This window comes from Hydrogenibacillus schlegelii, assembly GCF_001653195.1.
Lineage (GTDB): Bacteria > Bacillota > Bacilli > Thermicanales > DSM-22653 > Hydrogenibacillus > Hydrogenibacillus schlegelii.
In genome coordinates this window covers 35023-55322 of the sequence record NZ_JXBB01000060.1, presented here as the reverse complement: position 1 = coordinate 55322, position 20300 = coordinate 35023, and the positions used below count along the sequence as shown (strand labels likewise).

The window sequence follows — 20300 nt, the reverse complement described above, 5'->3', positions numbered from 1 at the left end:
GGGACGAAGGTGGCCTACGAGACGGTCGTCGGGCTGGAAGTGCACGTCGAGCTGGCGACGAAGACCAAGCTTTTTTGTTCTTGCCGCACCGACTTCGGCGACGAGCCCAACACCAACACCTGCCCGATCTGTCTCGCCTATCCCGGGACGCTCCCCGTCCTGAACGAAGCGGCGGTTGCCCTCGCCCTGAAGGCGGCCCTCGCCTTAAATTGTGAGATCACCCGGGAGACGAAATTCGACCGGAAGCACTACTTCTACCCCGATCTCCCGAAGGCGTACCAGGTGAGCCAGTTTGACCGCCCCCTCGGGCGGAACGGCTACGTCGACATCGAAGTCGACGGCGAAAAAAAGCGCATCCGCATCGAGCGGCTGCACCTGGAAGAAGACGCCGGCAAACTCATCCACACGCCGGGAGGCACCTTGGTCGACTTCAACCGCGGCGGCGTGCCGCTCATCGAGATCGTCACCGCGCCGGACATCCGCTCCGGCAAGGAGGCGGCGGCCTTTCTCACCGAGCTCCGGGCGATCCTCGCCTACGCCGGCGTTTCCGACGTCCGGATGGAAGAAGGCTCGCTTCGGTGCGACGCCAACGTCTCCGTCCGGCCGGTCGGCGAGACCCGCTTCGGCACGAAGACGGAGATCAAAAACATGAACTCGATCGGAAGCGTCGAGCGGGCGATCGAGTACGAGGCGGCCCGTCAGATGGAAGTGCTCGCCCAGGGCGGGACGATCGTCCAGGAGACCCGCCGCTACGACGAAGCCCGCCGTGTGACGGTCGGCATGCGGGCGAAAGAGACGTCGGCGGATTACCGCTACTTTCCCGACCCGGACCTCGTCGCCTTCACCATCCCGGAGGCGTGGATCGAGGAGATCCGGGAGAGCCTGCCGGAACTTCCGGACGCCCGCCGGAAGCGCTACGTCGAGGAATTCGGCCTCTCGTCGTACGACGCCCGGGTGCTCACCCAGGAAAAGGCCGTCGGCGACTTTTTCGAGGCGGCCGTCGCCCACGGCGGTGACGTCAAGGCGATCGCCAACTGGATGATGGTCGAAGTCCTCGGCTACCTGAACAAAGAGCAAAAATCCATCGATGCGGTGCCGATGACGCCGGCGCACCTTTCCCGCCTCGTCCGCCTCATCGAAGACGGCACCATCAGCGGCCGGATCGCCAAGGAGATCTTTCCGGAGGTCATCGCGACGGGCGCCGATCCCGAGGCGCTCGTCCGGGAGAAGGGCCTGGTCCAGATCCAGGACGCCGCCCTCCTCGAGGCGGTCGTGAAGCGGGTGCTCGAGGCGAACCCGAAGTCCGTCGCCGACTACCTCGCCGGAAAGGAAAAAGCCCTCGGCCACCTCGTCGGCCAGGTGATGAAGGAGACGAAAGGGAAGGCGAACCCGGGGCTTGCGAACGCCCTCCTCAAAAAAGCCCTCGAGGCCCGGCGGGGCGCAGGAGGGGCCTGAGGCGGTGGCGGAAGGCATCCGCCGCCCGCCGCTTCGGGCCGGCGAGCGGCGGACGGTGGAGATCGTCGGTCTGACGCATGACGCCCAGGGGATCGCCCGGCCGGACGGGTTTGCCGTCTTCGTCCCGGGGGCGCTCCCCGGCGAGACGGTCGAGATCGTCGTCGAGGCGGTGAAGGCGTCCTACGCCGTTGCCCGCCTCGCCCGGATCGTCCGGGCATCGCCGGAGCGGGTCGCGCCGCCGTGTCCGGTCTACGGCCGCTGCGGCGGCTGCCAGCTCCAGCCCATGACGTACGCCGCACAGCTCGCCTTCAAAGAAAACGCCGTTCGGGACGCCCTCCGGCGCCTCGGCGGCTTTGTCGACCCGCCGGTGCTTCCGATCGTCGGCATGCGGGAGCCTTGGCGGTACCGGAACAAGGCCCAGCTCGCCGTCCGGCGCTTCGGCCGGCGGACGGAGATGGGCTACTACGCCCGGAAAACCCACACCCTCGTCCCGATCGACGACTGCCTCCTGGAGGCCTCTTCCGGGATGGCCGCCCTCCGCGCCGCCCGGGACGCGATCCGCGCCCTCGGCCTTCCGCCGTACGACGAGGCGCATCATGAGGGGCTCATCCGGCACCTCGTCGTCCGGACCGCCCGGACGGGCGAAGCGATGCTGGTCGTCGTGACGAACGGGCCGCATCTCCCCGACGCCCGGCGGCTCGCCGCCGCCGTCCGGCGGGCGGTGCCTTCGGTCGTCTCGGTCGTGCAAAATATCAATCCCCGCCGCACGAACGTCATCCTCGGCGAGGAGAGCCGGGTGATCGCCGGCCGGGAGACGATCGAGGAGACCCTCCTCGGCGTTCGCTTCCGCATCTCGGCCCGGTCGTTCTTTCAGGTCAACCCGGAGCAGACGGAGGCGCTGTACCGGATCGTGGAAGAGATGGCCGGGCTGACGGGGTGGGAGACGGTGATCGACGCCTACGCCGGCGTCGGGACGATCGCCCTCGTCCTCGCCCGCAAGGCGGCGGAGGTGATCGGCCTCGAGGCGGTGCCGGAGGCGGTCCGGGATGCCGAGGAAAACGCCCGGCGAAACGGCATCGAAAACGCCCGCTTCCTCGCCGGCGCGGCCGAAGACCTCCTCGCCCGCTTTGCCGAGGAAGGAAAGACCGTGGACGTCGTCGTCGTCGACCCGCCGCGGAAGGGACTCGATCCGAAGGCGGTCGACGCGATCCTCCGTCTTCGGCCCCGGCGGCTCGTCTACGTCTCCTGCAATCCCAGCACCCTCGCCCGGGACGCCCGCCTCTTTGCCGCCGGAGGGTTTCGCCTCGCCGCCGCCCGACCCGTCGATCTCTTTCCCCAGACGGTCCACGTGGAGACGGTCGCCCTTTTCGAACGAGATGTGAACGTTATATGAAAAATGGGCGCGTTGTGACGACGCGCCCTTTTTTCCTGTGTTACAATGAACTCATGTCGAGAACCCCGGGCGGGCAGGAGGGGCGGACGGAAGGCGCATGCAGGGGAAAACACGCTTCCCCGTAGGGTATGCTTTCATCGGCAGTCGAGACGAAAGGATGGGATCGGTGTGGCCCGGGAGGAAGCGCAAAGGCGGACCAAAGCGGTCGCGGGGGCGTCGGAAGAGCGGGTTCGGCACATCGGCCGGTGGCGAACGGCGTGGGCCCTTTTTTTGGCGTTCGCCAAGCTGAGCCCGGTCACCTTCGGCGGTGGTTTTGCCGTCATCCCGCTCCTCGAGCGGGAACTCGTCGACCGGCACCGGTTTGCCCGCCGGGAAGAGATCGTCGACCTGTTCGCCGTCGCCCAGGCGGTCCCCGGATCGATTTACGTCAACGTCGGGACCCTCATCGGCTACCGCCTCGCCGGCGTCCTCGGCGCGGTCCTCGCCACCGCCGGGGCGCTGCTGCCGACGATCCTCATCATGCTCGTCCTGGCCGTTCTCTATGAGGGGCTCAAGGCGAACCCGTACGTCGAGGCGACGATGGCGGGCCTCCGTCCGGCGATCGTGGCCCTCATCGCCTATGCCGGCGTCCGGGTGGCGAAAACCGCGGTCGACGGGTGGCTGACTGGCGGCATCGCCGTGGTCACCTTTGGAGTCTTGTTTTTCTTGCACCTTCATCCGGTCCTTGTCATCGTCGGCGGCATCGTTCTCGGCCTGGTCGTCGGCCAGTGGGAAAAAACCCGTCGGGTCCGAAAACCGACCCGCGTCCGGTGAGGCGGGCTCAAGGCACGGCTGGGCGCGAGGATGGGCGGCGGCTGAGCTGCGGGATGCTGGGCTTCGAACAGACGCCGGTCAGGGGGTGGGCCGATGCCGCTTTTTTTGCTTCTCATCGTGACGTTTCTCATCGTCGGCATTGTGAGCTTTGGCGGCGGCTATGCGATGCTTCCGGTCATCGACCACATGGTCGTGACGGAGGAGCACTGGTTTCGCGAGACGGATTTTATCGACATGATCGCCGTGGCCAGCATGGCGCCGGGGCCGATCGCGGTGAACGCGGCGGTGATGGTCGGCTACCGCCTGCTCGGCGTCGGCGGCGCGTTTTTGGCGGCCGTCAGCGTCGCCGTCCCGTCTTTGTTTCTCATCCTCATCTTCGCCCGAGCGTTTTTTAAGTATCACCGCCACCCGAGGGTCGCGGCGGCGTTTTACGTTCTCCGGCCGGTGATCGCGGGGATGATTTTTTATGCTGCGGCGTCCTTTGCCAGGCGAAACGGGCTTTTGAGCGGGGAGGCTTCGTGGACGACGCTTCTTTTCTTCCTCGTCGCCTTCGTCCTTTTCGCCCGGACGAAGCTCCACCCGGCGCTCGTCCTTCTTTTTTCTGGCGTGGCGGGCATGTTTGTGTATTTGCCGCACTATCTGCCGCACTGATCGGTCAAGGGCGACACGGCGCGGCCGAAGCGATCTCCGGCCGGGCCCGAGGCGGCGAGCCCCGGCCCGGCGTCACCGGCGGTCGGCATCGCCGTCGTCGGCGTCGGACGCCAAGGCGAAACGGTCCGGCGGAAGCCCGAGCTCGCGGAAGTGCTTCAAAAACGCGAGGGCGAAAAACATCCCTTCTCGAACGGCCGGATCCCGGGCGAGGCGGAGGAGGCTGAAAAGCCCCGGAGCCCGGCCGTCTTCGGTGACGTGTTCGAGCTCCGCTTCCGCCGCGTCGACCGCCTCGAGCGCCCGCCGGCCGGCGGCGCCGAGGCCCCGCTGCTGGGCGTCGTCAAGGAATTCGACGAGGCGGACGAGGCGGCGGGCCTGCTCGCCGGCGTCGAGGGGCGTGAGGGCGCTTTTCAGGACGAAGGCAGCATCTAAGAGTTCGCCGAAGGCCGCCAGCGTGCCGCTCCGCTCCAGCCGGGCGAGGCGCCGCAGGGCGGAGACGAGGGCGGCCCGCTCGGCGGCGTCGAGGACGCCCCACGGTCCTCGACCGTCCATCGCCACGGGCTCCGCTTCGATCCGGGAGTCGAAGGTCTCCCGGGCTTCCCGGTCGTCAAGCGTCTTCTGGCTTTCCCGGTCGTCGAAGGCCTTCCGGCCGGCCTGAACGTCAAGGCCTTCGCGGCCTTCGTCCGGCGCCGCCGGCGCCCGCTCCGGGCGGCCGGCGGCCGCCGGATCGCCGGTGCGTTGTTCTTTCGGCGCGCCGGCGGCCGCCTCCCCGGAGGAGGGCATCGGGGCGCCGGCGCCCCCGGAGGGGGACGAGAGGGTCTGGAGCTCGGCCGGCCGGCGGGTCGGGCGGCGTCGCATCGGCCGTCTCCCTCCTTTTTGTCGGAGATGGGGCGGTTTGGCCGAAGATCGGGCGGCGGATGGGGCTTTCGGGTCCGGGCGACTTCAGAGGAGGCCCCGCACGCCGAGCCAGTACAGCTCGTGATAGGCCTGCCGGATCGCATGGACGAGCCCCCCGGTCGTCGCCGTCCGGGGCGGGTGGTGGCGGTCGTAGCGGATGAAGGCGGAGGAAGCGAAGCCGTCGTCCACAAAGCAGAGGAAGCGGCCGTCGTAGCGGTACGGCGTCGGGACGTTCCGGAGGCGGTGGGCGAGGTTTTGCGCCAGCACGACGGCCTGAAAGTGGGCGATGGCGCCCGCCTTGAGCACGGGGAACGCCAGGTCGGTCGCATCGCCGACGGCATAGACGTCGTCCCGTCCGGCGACGGCGAGCGTCTCCGGATCGGTCGGAAGGAAGCCGGCTTCGTCCCCCAGCCCGGAGTTCCGGACGACGTCGGCGCCGCGGTGGGGCGGGACGACGACGATGAGATCCGCCTCCAGCGTTCGGCCGTCTTTCGCGAACAGGCGCCGGCGGGCGACGTCCGCCCGGACGGGGACGAAGGAGAAAAGCGCCTCGATCCCCCGGCGGTGGAATTCCGGCCGCGCCCAGGCGTCGAGCGCTTCGAGGAGGTTCAGCCGATCGAGGGGAGAGGTGTAGACGATCTCCACCCGGCGCCGCCGGCCGGCCGACCGGAGGAGGTCGTCGAGGAGGAGGGCGAACTCCGTCGGTGCCGCGGGGCATTTGTGCACCGGCGAGGCGACGACGACGGCGATCCGCCCCCGCTCGAATGCTTCCAGCGTCCGGGCAAGGGCTTCGGCCCCTTCGGCGGTGTAGAAGGTGCCGAAGCCGGCATCGGGCCGCCGGACGTCCTCGGCGTCGAGGCCGGGAATGAGCCGGAAGTCGGGGACGCTCCCGGTGGCGACGATGAGAAGGTCGTACGCCGTCTCCGTTTCCCCTCGAAGCCGCCGGCCGTCGAGATCGACCTTTCGGACGTCGTCTTCGATGAGCCGCACCCGGCGGTGGACAAGGGGGCGGACGGATCGTCTATAATGGGCGAGGGGCCGGACGCCGAAGCTGGCCATGAGGTAGCCGGGCTGGTAGTCGTGGTCCTTTCGGCGTTCGACGAGGACGATCTCCGCCCGACTCCGTTCGAGTTCGTCGGCGATGAGGCGCGCCAGGCGGTTGGCCAGCGTAAGCCCGCCGGTGCCGGCGCCGAGGATGACGATGCGCATGATTCCCTCCCGCCTTTCGGCGGCCGGTGAGGCTTGGGCGTTTGAGCCGGAAGGGCTTCCCGTACCGCGGCTTCGGGATAGTCTGCCCCGTCCCGCCGCGAACGTTTCGCGGAAGGGTTGCAAAAGCCGGTTCGCGACGGGTTCAGAGCGCGGTTCCCGACCGATCGCTTCGGCGAACGGGTGGAAAAAGGCGAACGGGATCGAGGAGAAAAATCCGAACGGGTTCGAGGAGGGAAACGACGCGTTCATGTCCCATCCGCCGAACGAAGTGATCGCCCTCATGCTCCGCCATCGCTCGATCCGCCGCTACCGCCCGGATCCGGTGCCCGAGGAAGATGTCCGGTGGATCCTCCAAAGCGCCCAGGCGGCGTCGACGTCGAGCTTTCTTCAGGCATACACGATCATCGGCGTCCGGAACGCCGAGCTTCGGGCGGAGCTCGCCGCGCTTTCGAACAACGCCCACGTCGCCGAGGCGCCGCTTTTTCTCGTTTTCCTCGCCGATCTCCGGCGGCTTTCGGCGGCGGCGGCCCGGCACGGCGTCGCGGCCCGGGTCGAGACAACGGAGGCGTTCATCGTCGCCACCGTCGATGCCGCCCTCGCCGCCGAAAATGCCGCCGTCGCCGCCGAGTCCCTCGGCTACGGCATCTGCTACATCGGCGGGCTTCGGAACGCCGTCGACGCCGTGTCGGAGCGGCTCGGGCTTCCGGAGCAGGTCACCCCGCTTTTCGGCATGACGGTCGGCCGGCCGGCGGAAGATCCGGCGCCGAAACCGCGCCTGCCGCTTCCCGTCGTCTACCACGAGGAGCGCTACGACATCGGGCGGGACGCCGGGCTTTCGGCGTACGACGAGGTGGTGCGGGCGTACTACCGGGCTCGAACCGGCGGCCGCCGGGAAGACACCTACACCGGCCTCGTCGCCCGCACCCTCGCCGAACCTCGGCGGGCGCACATGGCGGCGTACCTTCGGGCCCGGGGATTTCTTCGGGATCAGGCCACCGTGAAGGAGCCGCCGGCCGGTCGTTGAATTGGAGTCACGGAGAACGCGTCGGAGCGCAAGCTCCATCGAGCACGGAGGTCGGAAGGTGTCCCATCCGCTGAAGATCGGCTCGCACGTCTCGTTTGCCAAAAAAGGCCTGCTCGCCGCCGCCGAAGAGGCGATCTCCTACGGCTCGACGACGTTTATGGTCTACACCGGCGCGCCGCAGAATACGGTGCGAAAGCCGATGAGCGAGCAGTTCGTCGACGAAGGCTGGGCGCTCGCCCGGGCCCACGGCATCGACGAGATCGTCGTCCACGCGCCGTATATCATCAACCTCGCCTCGCCGAACGACGACACGTTTCGGTTGGCCGTTGAGTTTTTACAGCAGGAGATCGAGCGGACGGCCGTCCTGGGCGCCCGGGAGATCGTCGTCCACCCCGGCGCCTACACCGACCGGGACCCGGCCTACGGCATCCGGCGCATCGTCGAGGGGTTGAACGAGGTGCTCTCGGTGCCGGGGGAGGTCCGGATCGCCCTGGAGACGATGGCCGGGAAGGGAACGGAGGTCGGCCGGACGTTTGAGGAGATCGCGGCGATCATCGACGGCGTCCGGCACCCGGAGCGCCTGAGCGTCTGCTTCGACACGTGCCACGTCCACGACGCCGGCTACGATCTCGTCGGCGACCTCGACGGCGTCCTCGAGGCGTTCGACCGCATCATCGGCCTCGAGCGCCTTTCGGTCGTCCACCTGAACGACAGCAAAAACCCCCGCGGTGCGGCGAAAGACCGCCATGCGCCGGTCGGCTCCGGCTGGATCGGCTACGGGGCGATCGAGGCGGTCGTCCGGCACCCGGCCCTCGCGGGCCGGCCGTTCATCCTCGAGACGCCGTGGATCGGTCTGGACAAAAAGGCGCAGCGGCCGATGTACGAGGTGGAGATCGCGCTGCTTTCCGGGACGCTTCGCCGGCGGTTCGGCGCGGCGTTTTGCGACGACGTGGAGCGGCTGGCCGCTTTTTTTGCCCGGCAAGGGTTCGAGCCCCGGAAGACGGTGCTCGATTTCTGGACGGCGTCCCGGGCCAAAGGCGCCGATCGCCGGGAGCCGATGGAGCGGTTGTATGTCCTCGCCCGGGAGGCGGGCTTCGGGGAAGGGCTCAGCGAAGAGGCGCTCAACCACCGCCTCATCGCCTATTTTGCCACCGCCGCCCGGCCGCTTGCGGCCCTCTGCGCCGGGTAAAGCCGCCTTTCGGCCCTCCGGCCGGCCCGCCGTCGGGAGGCGCGAACCCGACCCGGCGGGTCCGGACCGGCGGAAGCGTCCGGACCGATGGAAGCGGAAGGGGGGATCGGCGTGTCGGTGGCGGATGCTTTCGCGCAAGGGGTGAGCCTCACCGCCCGGCTCGGCCCGTGGGGGCGGCCCGTCGGGGCGGTGCTCGTGCTGGGGGCGCTTCTCGGGCTCGGGGCGCTTTTTTCCCGGACGGTCGGGCGCCGCTGGCGGCGGGCGCTGGAGGCGGCCGGCGAGGACAAGGCGGTCTGGAAAGAAGCCTTGTTGGCCGCCGGCCCGCCGGCCCGCCTCCTCTGGGCGGCGCTCGCCGTCACCCTGGCGGCGGCGGTCTGCGGCCCGCCGCCGTGGGTCGGCGTCGCCCTTGAGAAAGGGTTCCGGGCGGCGGTCATCGTCGCCGTCTTCTGGGGGCTTTATCGCCTGGTCGACCGGAACACCGCCTGGCTCCGCCGGCTCGGCGCCCGGCACGGCGCCGAGTTTCAGGCCACGGTCGTGCCGCTTCTTTCCGTCGTCCTTCGCTTTACCCTCGTGGCGGTGGGGGCGACGGTCCTCCTGCAGGAGTTCGGTTACCGGATCGATTCCCTCATCGCCGGTCTCGGCCTCGGCGGGCTTGCGGTGTCGCTGGCGGCGAAAGACACGCTCGCCAACCTGTTTGCCGGGGCGGTCATCCTGTTTGAACGGACGTTTGCCGTCGGCGACTGGATCGAGACGCCGGACGTGAGCGGAACGGTGGAGGCGATCACGATCCGGAGCACGAAGATCCGGACGTTCGACCAGGGGCTCGTCACGGTGCCGAACGCGAACCTCGTCGGCGGCGCGCTCAAAAACTGGAGCCGGATGGGCCGCCGCCGGACGATGTACCGCCTCCTCCTCGACCGCACGACGCCGCCGGAGGCGCTCGCCCGCTTCGTGGCGCGGTTCCGGGCGCACCTTCAGGCGCAGCCGGACGTCGTGCCGGATGCGGTCACCGTCGCCTTCGAGCAAGTGACGGAAGCGGGCTTTTCGGTGCTCGTCACCTATTACACCCGCTCGACGCAATACGACGCGTGGCTTCAGATCAACGAGCGGCTCAATCTCGACGTCCTCCGCTTCCTGGAGGAGGAAGGGATCGCGCTGGCGATGCCTGAGCGGGTGCTCGTCGCGGCGGGGGCGTCTCCTTGGCCGGAAGGGGCGACCGGGACGGCCGCCGCCCTCGGGTTGGCCGTCGGGAGCGGAGCGGACCGCGCCGGAGCCGTCTTTCGCCCGAAAGAGGCGCCCCCGGCCGAAAAGCGCCCGCCGGAGGCGAAGGAGGGCGGCGAAGGGGAAAGAGGGAAATAAAACAAGGGCCTTCATGAACGACGGAAGCGCGGTCAAGCATGACGGAAAGAGGGGAGGGGGAGCAGATGCGCGGATCGGTCCGCCCGTCGTTTCGCGGGCTGGACGTTCTCGCGGTCGGCGCTTTTGGCGGCCTTGGTTCCCTCGTGCGCTGGGCGGCCGGGGAGGGGCTCCCGAAGGCGGGGGTGCCGTGGGGAACGGTCGCCGTCAACCTTGCCGGGGCCTTCGGCATGGGGCTTCTGGCCGAAGCCGTGCGCCGGGATCGGTCGCCGGAGTCCGCCCGGCGCCTTCTCTGGTACGGGACCGGTTTCCTCGGCGGGCTGACGACGTTTTCGGCCTTCAGCGGGGAGGCGGTTCACCTCGGCGCCGGCGCCGGCATAGGCTACGGGGTGTTTTCGCTCCTCGCCGGGTGGGCGGCCCTTCGCGCCGGTCGGCGTCTCTCCGCCGGGGCGTCTGGGCGGTCGGCGGCGGAAAGGCGGGCCGGGCAGCGATGATGGCGGGGCTTTTCGTCTTTGCGGGCGGGTTTTTCGGGGCGATCTTCCGCTATCTGGCGAGCGCGCCCTTGAACGCCCGGGCGGCCGCAAGCGGCGCGGCGCTTCCGTGGGGAACCCTCGGCGTCAACCTGAGCGGAGCGTTTTTGTTCGGCGCGCTGGAGTCGGCGCTTCCCCTTTCGTCGGCGCTTCGGCCGCTTCTTCTTACGGGTTTTCTCGGCGGGTATACGACGTTTTCGGCCTTGATGCTCGAAATCGACGACCGGTGGCAAAATCGCCGTCCGGCGGCGGTCGCCTATGCGGCGATCTCCTTCCTCGGCGGTCCCATTGCCGTTCTCCTCGGCGCCGCGTTCGTCCCCCGGTGGATTTGACAATCGGCGGCGCCGGCGGTACGATGAAAAGGCCGAACGACGCAATCGGACCAGGGATGCAGAGAAAATGGCCGCGTGAAGCGAGAAGCGAGGCCGATCGAGCGCCGGCCGTCCGCCGCGGTGGACGGCGGGCGCTTCCCGTGTTCCGGCGCTTAAGCGGGGAGCATAGACGGAAAGCGAAAGATGCGCATCGGGCGGATCGGCGTTTCGGCGGCGGCCGGCGCCCGGGAAAGGGGAACCGCCGTGCTTTGGATCTATCGCAGCGATGCCGACGGGCGCCTGGAGACGGTGCCGGAGATCGAGCGGAACACGTGGGTGCATCTCGTCGACCCGACGGAGGCGGAAATCGGGCGGGTCGCCGGCGCCCTGGGCCTTCCGGCCGATTTCCTCCACGACCCGCTGGACGCCGAGGAGCGCCCCCGGGTGGAGAAGGATGACGCCGGCGTGCTCATCATCCTGAGCGTGCCTTATCCGACGGCGGGCGATCCGGTGCCGTACCGGACGATCCCGGTCGGCATCATCCACACGCGGGACGTCCTCGTCACCGTCTGCCGGCAGGACCATCCGGTGTTCCGGGCGTTTACGGCCGGTCAGGTGAAAGGCTTTTATACCCATATGAAAACGCGGTTTACGCTGCAGTTCATGTTCCTGGTGGCCCGGTATTATCTGCATTATCTTAACGACCTGAACGCCCGCATCGTCGAGGCCGAGGCGGCGCTGCAGCGGTCGATGCGGAACCAGGAAGTGTATATCCTGCTGAATATCAACAAGAGCCTCGTCTATTTTACGACGGCGTTGAAGGTCAACCGTGGCGTCATGCAAAAGCTTACCCGTGAAACGTACATGAAAATGTACGAAGACGACGAGGAGCTTTTGCAAGACGCCATCATCGAGATGCAGCAGGCGCTCGATGCGTCGGACATCCACAGCGAGAACCTGAGCAACCTGATGGACGCTTACGCGGCGATCATCCAGAACAACGTCAACACGGTGCTGAAGATCCTGACGGCGCTGACGATCATCCTCGCCATTCCCACGATGATCGCCTCGATCTACGGCATGAACGTGCCGCTGCCGTACCAGGACAGCCCGTATGCCTTCCCGGTGCTCATGGGCATCTCGACGCTCGTCGGGCTTTCGACCGGCTACGCGTTCTGGCGGATGCGCCTCTTCTGATCGCGGCGGGGCGGGACCGTTCGGGCAAGGGGAAGCGGCAAAGCGGGTCCGGGCCGCCTGAGGGCGGCATAAGGCCCGGCGGCGCGGAGGTGCGGGCGATTTTCCGGGCAAAGGAGCCGGGATGATGCTGGAGGTGCGACTCACGATGCCGGACGGCCGGATCGCGGTCCATCCGGCGCCGGCGGAGGAGCGCGACGCGGCGTTCGGCGGTTTTCCGAAAAACAGCGTTCTCACCCTATTTGACCCGACGCCGGAAGAACTGGGCCGGGTCGCCCGGGCGTTTCATCTCGACGAGGCCTACCTTCGGGACGCCCTCGACCCGCTGGAGCGGCCGCGGGTCGAGGTGGGAGAGACGGAAGACGGCGCGCCGGTGCTCATCCTCGTCCTCGGCCTGCCGCACCAAAACGGCGACGCCGCTTCCGACGGCCGGCCGGGGTCGATGCCGTACGGGGTGATGCCGGTTTCGCTCGTCCATCTCAAGGATCACCTCCTCGTCGTCGCCCGGCGGGCGCATCCGGCGATCCTCGACGTGTTGGACGGGCGCCGGGCGCCGGTGGCGACGCATATGAAGACGCGGTTGACGCTCCTCATCTTTCAGGCGGTGGCGGAAGCTTACCTCGCCGCGCTCCGGGAACTCCGAGCGCTGTCCCGGGCGATCGAGCGGCGCCTTCGGGCGGCCCACCGGAACCGGGAGCTCTTTATGCTCCTCGGGGTGAACAAAAGCCTCGTCTACTTCGCTTCGGCCCTCCGGGCGTCGGTCATCGTCTACCGGCGGCTCCTGGCGGGGCGGGACCTGAAGCTTTACGCCGACGACGCCGATCTTCTCCGGAGCGCCCTCGTCGACCTCGAGCAGGCGGAGGAACTGACGGCGCTTCACGCGGATCGATTGTCGACCCTCATGGACGCCTACGCCGCCGTCATCCACAACAACGTCAACGCCGTGCTCAAGGTGCTGACGACGCTCACCGTCGTCCTGACGCTGCCCGTCCTCATCGCCGGCCTCTTTACGATCAACACCCGGCTCCCGTTTGAAGACGCGCCGTGGTTGTTCGGCCTCCTTCTGCTCGCCATGATCGTCTCCGGGGGCGCGCTGGTGCTCTATTTTTATCAACGAAATTTTTTGCGCTGGTGAGGCGCGGCCGGGGGGATCCGCATGCGGCGCATCGTCGCCACCGATGCCGACGGCCGGCTCCGGCCGCTTCCGGTCCCGGTCAAAAACGCGTGGGTGCACCTCGAGGCGCCGACGCCGGAGGAGCTCGAGGCGACGGCCCGGGAGACGAGGGTGCCGGAAGCGGTGCTGGCGTCGGTCCTCGACCCGGACGAGCGGCCCCGGGCGGAGCGCCGGGGGGAGGCGGCCGTCGTCATCGTCCACGTGCCGGTACCGGCCGGTGAGGAGGATGTTCCGCGGGAGGACGGGCCGCTCTTTCGCCTGCGGCCGCTCGCCATCGTCCACGCCCCGGATCATCTCATCACCGTCGCCGGCGCTCCGGTGCCGCTTCTGGAGCCGTTTCTCACCGGCGCGGTCGGCGGCTTCGGCAGCCATATGAAAACCCGCATCACGCTCCTCGTGCTGGCGGCCGTCGCCGAAGCGTTTTTGCAGGCGGTTCGCACCGTGCAGAAAGAAGTCGAGGCGGCGGAACGGGACCTCGCCCGGGCGTACGCCAACCGGGAGCTCTACCGGCTGTTTGCCGCCGGCGAGACGTTCATCTTTCTCGAGACGTCCCTCGCCGAAATGCGGGCGGCGCTCCGGAAGATCGCCGCCGGGGACGTCATCCGGCTGTACCCGGACGACGGCGACCTGCTCGAGGACGTCGCCATCGACCTCGAGCAGGCGTACGGCGCGGTCGAAGTGCACCACCGGAAGCTCGTCAACGTCATGGACGCTTACGGCAACGTCATCCAGATCAACGTCAATGCCGTGCTGAAGCTTCTCACGGCGGTCACGGTTCTCCTTTCGGTGCCGATCCTCATCGCCAGCGCCCTGTCGATGAACGTGCCGTTTTTTCTGTACGACCGCCCCGACGGTTTCATCGTTGCGCTGATGCTCATCGTCGGCGCGACGGCCGCCGCCGCCGCGGTCTTCTGGCGCCTCCGATTTTTCTGAAGGCTCGCTCGTCGAGGCCGTCGGACGGCCGCACGCGGGCGGCCCCGGCGACCCGAAAGGCGGTATCCTGGAAGGGAGGGGGAAGGATGCGCCCGATCCGCGCTCCCGGCCGGCTGGCGGGAGTGCTTTCCGCCGCCGTCTACGCCGTCATCGCCGCCCTTTTCGCCCTGCCGAAGGTGCCGGCGCCGTTTGACACGTCGTTCCTCCCGCCGCTCATCGCCGGGTGGAACGCGCTGGCGACGGTCTTTTTGCTGCTCGCCTACCGGGCCATCCGGCGGCGTGACGTCGAACGGCACCGGAATTTCATCTTCGCCGCCCTGGCCGCGACGGCGCTTTTTCTTCTCAGCTACGTCGCCTATCACCTGACGACGCCGTCGACGCCGTACGGCGGCGAGGGGCTCTTGAAGGGGGTCTACTACGTCCTTCTTTTCACGCACATCGTCCTCGCCGCGGTCATCGTCCCCCTCGTCCTCCTGGCCCTGTTTCGCGGTTTGAACCGCGAGGACCGGCTGCACCGGCGGATCGTCCGCTTGGCTTTCCCCCTCTGGCTGTACGTCTCCGTAAGCGGCGTCCTCGTCTACGTCCTGATCGCGCCGTACTACGGCCGCTAGCTTTCGCCGACCCGGCGATCAGGAGGGGCGCGAAGTCGAAGACGCCCGCCGAAATCTCGGCGGGCGCGTTTTCTTTTTGCGGCACGTCTCCGGTCGTTCGACGACGACCTTACGGCCCGGGATCGCCGCGCTCGCCTCCGCTTTGTCGTTCCCACCAGAGAAGGGCGAGGACCGTCTTGAGATCGACGATCTCCCCGCGCCGCACGGCGGCCCAGGCTTCGTCCCGGGTCAGCCGTTCCGCCCGCACGAACTCGTCGGCGTCCGGGTGCGGCGCTCCGGGAATGAGCCCCCGGGCTTCATACAGGTGCATCGCTTCGTCGGCAAAGCCCGGAGAGCTGAAGAAGACGCCGAGCTTCCGCCAGCGCTCGGCCCCGAAGCCCGTCTCCTCGGCCAGCTCCCGCCGGGCTTCCGCGAGCGGGTCGGCGCCCGGCTCGAGCTTTCCGGCCGGGATTTCGAGCGTCGTCCGGCGGAGGGGAAAACGGTACTGCCGGACGAGGACGATCGTTTCCCGACCGCCGTCTTCGGCCACGGCCAGGACGGCGACGGCACCGGGGTGGTGGACGACCTCCCGTTCCGCCTCCCGGCCGTCGGGGAGCCGGACGCGGTAACGGGCGACGTCGATGATCCGGCCGCGGTAGAGGAGCGTCCGCTCGAGCGGCCGCTCGTAAAACGCGTCGCCGATTGCTTCGTCTTCCCTCAGGGGACGTCGGGGCTCGTCCATCGGCTCCTCCTTCTTTCACGGCGGGTTTTTGCAGCTCAATCGCGTCCGGCACGAACGGGGGCGAAAGCGTCAGCGCCCGGGGAAGTACTCCCTCCAGCGGCGGTCGACGAGCGCCTTCGTTTCGGGGTCGGGTTCGACCGTGCCGGGGTAAAACGGCTTCATCCGGGCGTCGATGACGATCGGGAGGGCAAAGCCGAGGCGGTTGTGGCCGACGATCGTCGGCGCGTGCAGGTCATAGGCCGGATCGAAGCGGGTGAAAACGGTCCAGAGGAAGGCCGTCTGATCCCGCACCGCCGCCCGGGCATCGTCGACGAGGACGACGAGGGGAAACGCTCGGAGGGCCTCGTTCGTTTCGGCTTCGGCGAGGAGGCGCCTCGGCCAGTCTTCGGCGCCGGCGTACGGCCGGCCGGAGAGGACGAGGACGCCGGGGGAAAAGACCCGGAGGGCGGCGGCGCCCGGAAGCGGGGGCCCATCGTACGCCGCCGGGAGCGTCCGCACCGGATCCCCCGTGCCGAGGAGGATCGCCTTGCTGCCGTGGTTGAAGCGCCGGCCGGTGTAGTCGAGGGTGTCCATCGCCGTCTCGGCGAAGATGACGAGGTCCCGCTCCGGCCGGAAACGGCTTAAGACGGCGGTGAACGTCGCCCGGGCATCCCGGAGGTCGACCGGTGTGTCGGTGACGAGGAGAAATTTGGTCAGCGTAAGCTGCCCTTCCCCGAGGATGCGGAGGGCGTGGGCGAGCGCCTCCCGGGGATAGCTCTCCCGGACGACGGCGCCGGCGAGGGCGTGAAAGCCCGTCTCGGCGTACGACCAGAGGTCCCGGACGCCGGGCATGACGAAGGGGAAGAGCGGCTGAAGGAGCCGCTGCAAATATTCACCGATCCAGTAGTCTTCCTGGACCGGCTTGCCGACGACCGTCGCCGGGAAGAGGGCGTCTTTCCGGCGAAAGACGCGCTTCAGATGAAAAACAGGAAAATCATGCACGAGGGAATAGTAGCCGTAGTGGTCGCCGAACGGCCCTTCCGGCGTCCGCTCATGGGGCGGCACTTCGCCGACGAGGGCAAACTCCGCCTCGGCGACGAGGGGATGCGGCGCGCCGTCCACGCGGGTTCGGGCGAGCCGCCCCCCGAGGAGGAGCGAGGCAAAAAGGAGCTCCGGCACCCCTTCCGGAAGCGGGGCCACCGCGGCGACGATGAGCGCCGGCGGACCGCCCAAAAAGACGGTCGCCGGAAGCGGCTCGCCGCGGGCTTCGGCGACGTGATGGTGGAAGCCGCCGCCTTTGTGGATCTGCCAGTGCATGCCCGTCCTCCGGGGCCCAAAGATCTGCATCCGGTAGATGCCGAGGTTTCCGGCCTTCGTTTCCGGATGTTCGGTGTAGACGAGGGGCAGCGTCAAAAACGGACCGCCGTCCTCCGGCCAGCTTGTCAGGGCCGGAAGCGTCGTGAGGTCAAAATCGTCGTCCCGGACCGCGGCAACCGGCGCCTTCTCCGGCGGGACCATTTTCAGCCCCGTCCGGAAGAAGAGCTCGCCGGCGAGGTCCCGGAGGTTCCAGAGGGCCTTCGCCGACGGCGAAAAGAGGGCCGGCAAGGCCTCCGCCAGGCGCCGGACGAGCGCTTCCGGACGGCGGCCGAACGCCCGCTCGAGGCGGCGCGGCGTGCCGAAGAGGTTCGTCACGACCGGATAAGGGCTTCCCTTCACCCGTTCGAACCAGAGGGCCGGCCCGCCTTCGGCGACGATCCGGCGGTGGATTTCGGCGAGCTCGAGCTTCGGATCGACCGGCGCGGCGATCCGGACGAGCTCGCCGTCCGCCTCCAGCGCCTGCAAAAAGGAACGGAGATTGGCGTACATCGCGCGTTTTGGCCTCCTTCGCCGGTGATCGGGTCCCGCCGATGCGGCCATCGTTCGCCGGAAGGAGTCCGGCCCGGCTCCTTATTTACATGAGCGGCGAAAACAGCCGGGCAAACGACTCCACGACGTGTTCTCGAAGCGGCCGGGCATGAAAACGGTAGAGGTCGACTTCCTCGCTCTCGGCAAAATCCGCTTCGAACTGCCGGGCGATCGCCGCGGCCGCCTCCCGATCGTAGAGGTAAAAATTGGCCTCAAAGTTGAGCTCAAAGCTCCGGCTGTCGAGGTTGGCCGTGCCGACCGAGGCGACGACGTCGTCGGCGAGGACGACTTTGGCGTGGAGAAACCCTTTTCGGTAGCGATAAATCCGGACGCCGGCGGCGAGGAGTTCCGCCACGTACGACATCGAGGCGTAGAAGACGAGCCGGTGGTCGGGAAAGCTCGGGAGGAGGATGCGGACGTCGACGCCGGCGATCGCCGCGGACTTTAAGGCCATGAGCACCGCCTCGTCCGGCACGAGATACGGCGTGGCGATCCAGAGGCGCCGGCCGGCGGCGCCGATCATCGCCAGCGTGGCGTGCTCGATGGACGGAAACGGCGAATCCGGGCCGCTGGCAATGAGCTGCATCGCCGTCGTGCCGACCGGCGCCGAAATGGCCGGAAAATACGCCTCGCCGTCGAACGTCCGCCCGCTGGCAAACGCCCAGTCCGCCTGAAAAAGCGCCTGCAGGCTGTGGACCGCCTCCCCCTCGACCCTCAGGTGCGTATCGCGCCAAAACCCCATCCGAGGGTGCTTGCCGAGGTATTCGTCGCCGATGTTGAAGCCGCCGAGGTAGCCGATCCGGCCGTCGACGACGGTGATCTTCCGGTGGTAGCGGAAGTTGAGCCGCCGGCTGATGAGGGGAAACGTCACCGGCAAAAAAACCGCCAGCTCCACGCCGCCCGCTTGAAGGGTCCGGCGGTAGCGCCGGGAAAGCCAGACCGAGCCGACGTGGTCGAAAAGGAACCGCACCTCGACGCCGGATCGGGCCCGCTCGAGGAGGATCTCTTGGATCGCCGTGCCGAGGCCGTCGTGCCGGACGATGTAGTAGGCGAGGTGGATGTGATGGCGGGCGCTTCTCAGGTCCTCCAGCATCGCCCGAAAGAGGGTTTCGCCGTCGGTAAAAAAGCACACCCGGTTGTTCGTCGTCACCGGGGCGCCGGCGGCGTTCACCCCGATGCGGGCGAGCCGCCGGACGAGCGGGTGATCCCATGACCCGGGGGACTTCTCGCTTTTTTCTTTTAAGGCGCTGAAATCGAGGTCGTCTTTCGACCGGATCGCCCGGCGCTTCCGCATGTGCCGGCCGAAAAGGAGGTAGAGGAGGAAGCCGACGACGGGCACGAACGCCAGCACCAACAGCCAGGCGATCGTCCGGGTCGGGTGGCGCTTTTCCAGCACGATCGTGAGGCCGATCAACGCGGTCGTCGGGATGTACAGCCAGCCGATGACGGCCCAGACGTGTTCCATCGCCCACCCCACCGAAACCCGTTTTCGCGCTCCGCCTTCGTGGCGGACGGCGCCCCGATTGCGCGCTAGCCCGTCGAATGCTGCGACCTCATTGTAGCCGAAAGCATCGGGCGGCACAAAGGCCGCCTTTCAATTTATGAACAAATTTCGAACTCCTGTCGTCCGGCCGTGGGAATTCCCACCGCTTGATTGACGCCAAACATAAAAACTTTGTAGAATGTGTTCAGCAGTTGACATGGAAGGGGGAGGCGCGCTTGGTTCGGCAGGGGCGGAAAAAAGGAGCGTTCTATGTTCCTTTGTTCACGTTGCTTGCCCTGGCGCTCGCCGGCTGCGGCGATCCGCGGGTGTCCGCCCTCGTCCCGCAAGGGTCGAACGCGCGGGAATCTCTTTCGCTCATCCAGATAAGCGCTTACATCATGTTCGGCGTGATGGGCGTCGTCATCTTTCTTCTCGCCGTCGTCCTCATCCGCTTTCGGGCGAAGCCCGGCGATCGGACCATTCCGAAGCAGGTCGAGGGCAGCAACCTGCTGGAGTTCATCTGGACGGCGATTCCGGTCCTCATCATCACGGTCCTTTCGATCCTCACCGTGCGCCTGACGTTTTCGATGGCCCAGGACCACAGCGATGACCCGAACGCCCTCAAGATTCAAGTGATCGCCCACCAGTACTGGTGGGAGTTCCGCTATCCGGACCTCGGCATCGTCACGGCGCAAGACCTCTACATCCCCGTCGGCAAGAAGATCAGCGCAGAGCTCTGGTCGACGGACGTCATCCATTCCTTCTGGGTGCCGGCGCTCACCGGGAAGATGGACGCCAATCCGGGCGCCCTTCTGGACGGCAAGCGGCAGAATGCGAACCGCTTCAGCTTCGACGCCGAGACGGTCGGCGTCTTCCTCGGAAAGTGCGCCGAACTGTGCGGCCCGTCCCACGCGCTCATGGAGTTTAAGGTCGTCGTCTTGCCGGAAGACGAATTCAACCGCTGGGTCGAAGCGATGAAAAAACCGGCGCCGAAGCCGGAGACGACGAAAGCGGCGGCCGGAGAACAGACCTTCCAGAAAAACTGCATGGCGTGCCACGCCCTGGAAGCGACCGACCCCGCGAACCGCCCGGGTCCGAACCTGGCCAACATCGGCAATCGCTTGACGATCGCCGGCGTGCTCCCGGCGGGCGACGACGCCGAACGGGCGGCGAGCTTGAGGCGCTGGATCGAAGCGCCGAACGCCGTGAAGCCGCAAAACGACGTGCCGGGAACGGTCATCATGCCGCCGTTTAAGGATAAGCTTTCGCCGGAAGCGCTCGACCAGCTCGTGGACTTCCTCATGCTGCAGAAGGTCGACGTCGCCCCGCCGAAGGCGGCGGCGCGCTGAGGGGCGCGGCGGGCGGAAGCCGAAAGGCTTTTGGGCGCAGGATCTCAAGCGGTGCGCCGACGCGCGGAAACGAAGACGGCCTGTCGATTTTCGAGCCTATCCTTGAGGACGAAAAGCGCAGGGCGG

General features: G+C 67.8%; 19 protein-coding genes. 14 read left to right on the top strand and 5 right to left on the bottom strand.

The window, feature by feature from the left end; genetic code table 11:
- Positions 1–9: 9 nt before the first annotated feature.
- The 4 genes from gatB to SA87_RS11180 all read left to right on the top strand — a co-directional run bounded on the left by gatB (position 10) and on the right by SA87_RS11180 (position 4312).
- Entirely contained in the window at positions 10–1455 is a 1446-nt protein-coding gene (gene gatB, locus SA87_RS11195; protein WP_066203178.1) for an Asp-tRNA(Asn)/Glu-tRNA(Gln) amidotransferase subunit GatB, read from the top strand.
- A gap of 4 nt (positions 1456–1459) precedes the next feature.
- On the top strand, positions 1460–2848 hold the full coding sequence (gene rlmD / locus SA87_RS11190) for a 23S rRNA (uracil(1939)-C(5))-methyltransferase RlmD (RefSeq protein WP_245637725.1): 1389 nt from the start codon (positions 1460–1462) through the stop codon (positions 2846–2848).
- 168 nt (positions 2849–3016) lie between these two features.
- Positions 3017–3661 (top strand): chromate transporter, encoded by a 645-nt coding sequence (locus SA87_RS11185; RefSeq protein ID WP_066441234.1) that lies wholly within the window; start codon positions 3017–3019, stop codon positions 3659–3661.
- 93 nt (positions 3662–3754) lie between these two features.
- Positions 3755–4312 (top strand): chromate transporter, encoded by a 558-nt coding sequence (locus SA87_RS11180; protein WP_066203176.1) that lies wholly within the window; start codon positions 3755–3757, stop codon positions 4310–4312.
- A 72-nt stretch (positions 4313–4384) separates the two neighbouring features.
- On the opposite strand, the gene SA87_RS11175 is transcribed toward SA87_RS11180, so the two are convergent.
- A complete protein-coding gene (locus SA87_RS11175; protein WP_066203173.1) occupies positions 4385–5167 on the bottom strand; it encodes a helical membrane plugin domain-containing protein in 783 nt (260 codons plus the stop codon).
- 84 nt (positions 5168–5251) lie between these two features.
- A complete protein-coding gene (locus tag SA87_RS11170; protein WP_066203170.1) occupies positions 5252–6415 on the bottom strand; it encodes an NAD(P)/FAD-dependent oxidoreductase in 1164 nt (387 codons plus the stop codon).
- A gap of 247 nt (positions 6416–6662) precedes the next feature.
- On the opposite strand from SA87_RS11170, the gene nfsA reads away from it, so the two are divergent.
- The 9 genes from nfsA to SA87_RS11125 all read left to right on the top strand — a co-directional run bounded on the left by nfsA (position 6663) and on the right by SA87_RS11125 (position 14737).
- Entirely contained in the window at positions 6663–7439 is a 777-nt protein-coding gene (nfsA, locus tag SA87_RS11165) for an oxygen-insensitive NADPH nitroreductase (RefSeq protein WP_066203318.1), read from the top strand.
- Positions 7440–7497: 58 nt separating this feature from the next.
- Entirely contained in the window at positions 7498–8628 is a 1131-nt protein-coding gene (locus SA87_RS11160) for a deoxyribonuclease IV (protein WP_245637724.1), read from the top strand.
- Positions 8629–8739: 111 nt separating this feature from the next.
- Positions 8740–9987, top strand: coding sequence for a mechanosensitive ion channel family protein (locus tag SA87_RS11155; RefSeq protein WP_169793354.1), 1248 nt, complete (start codon positions 8740–8742; stop codon positions 9985–9987).
- 38 nt (positions 9988–10025) lie between these two features.
- Positions 10026–10478, top strand: a complete 453-nt coding sequence (locus SA87_RS11150) for a fluoride efflux transporter FluC (RefSeq protein WP_082718482.1) — start codon at positions 10026–10028, stop codon at positions 10476–10478.
- Complete coding sequence (locus SA87_RS11145) at positions 10475–10846, top strand: fluoride efflux transporter FluC (RefSeq protein ID WP_066442133.1); 372 nt, start codon at positions 10475–10477, stop codon at positions 10844–10846. The genes SA87_RS11150 and SA87_RS11145 overlap by 4 nt, the downstream gene beginning before the upstream one ends.
- A gap of 183 nt (positions 10847–11029) precedes the next feature.
- On the top strand, positions 11030–12022 hold the full coding sequence (locus tag SA87_RS11140) for a magnesium transporter CorA family protein (RefSeq protein WP_066442131.1): 993 nt from the start codon (positions 11030–11032) through the stop codon (positions 12020–12022).
- A gap of 124 nt (positions 12023–12146) precedes the next feature.
- Positions 12147–13154, top strand: a complete 1008-nt coding sequence (locus SA87_RS11135) for a magnesium transporter CorA family protein (protein ID WP_066203164.1) — start codon at positions 12147–12149, stop codon at positions 13152–13154.
- A gap of 21 nt (positions 13155–13175) precedes the next feature.
- Positions 13176–14126 carry a magnesium transporter CorA family protein gene (locus SA87_RS11130; RefSeq protein ID WP_066203160.1) on the top strand — a complete coding sequence of 317 codons (951 nt, stop codon included), beginning with the start codon at positions 13176–13178 and terminating at the stop codon, positions 14124–14126.
- 86 nt (positions 14127–14212) lie between these two features.
- Positions 14213–14737: a DUF420 domain-containing protein gene (locus SA87_RS11125; RefSeq protein ID WP_066203159.1), complete on the top strand. Its 525-nt coding sequence runs from the start codon at positions 14213–14215 to the stop codon at positions 14735–14737.
- A 109-nt stretch (positions 14738–14846) separates the two neighbouring features.
- On the opposite strand, the gene SA87_RS11120 is transcribed toward SA87_RS11125, so the two are convergent.
- The 3 genes from SA87_RS11120 to cls all read right to left on the bottom strand — a co-directional run bounded on the left by SA87_RS11120 (position 14847) and on the right by cls (position 18819).
- Complete coding sequence (locus SA87_RS11120) at positions 14847–15458, bottom strand: NUDIX domain-containing protein (RefSeq protein ID WP_066203155.1); 612 nt, start codon at positions 15456–15458, stop codon at positions 14847–14849.
- Positions 15459–15527: 69 nt separating this feature from the next.
- Entirely contained in the window at positions 15528–17303 is a 1776-nt protein-coding gene (locus tag SA87_RS11115; protein WP_066203153.1) for a UbiD family decarboxylase, read from the bottom strand.
- A gap of 85 nt (positions 17304–17388) precedes the next feature.
- The gene (cls, locus tag SA87_RS11110; protein WP_211264234.1) at positions 17389–18819 is read right to left on the bottom strand and encodes a cardiolipin synthase; all 1431 of its coding nucleotides are present in this window, start codon (positions 18817–18819) and stop codon (positions 17389–17391) included.
- Between the two features lie 284 nt (positions 18820–19103).
- Here cls and coxB point away from each other — a divergent pair, with 284 nt between their 5' ends.
- On the top strand, positions 19104–20174 hold the full coding sequence (gene coxB, locus SA87_RS11105) for a cytochrome c oxidase subunit II (protein WP_082718485.1): 1071 nt from the start codon (positions 19104–19106) through the stop codon (positions 20172–20174).
- The last annotated feature ends 126 nt before the right edge of the window (positions 20175–20300 follow it).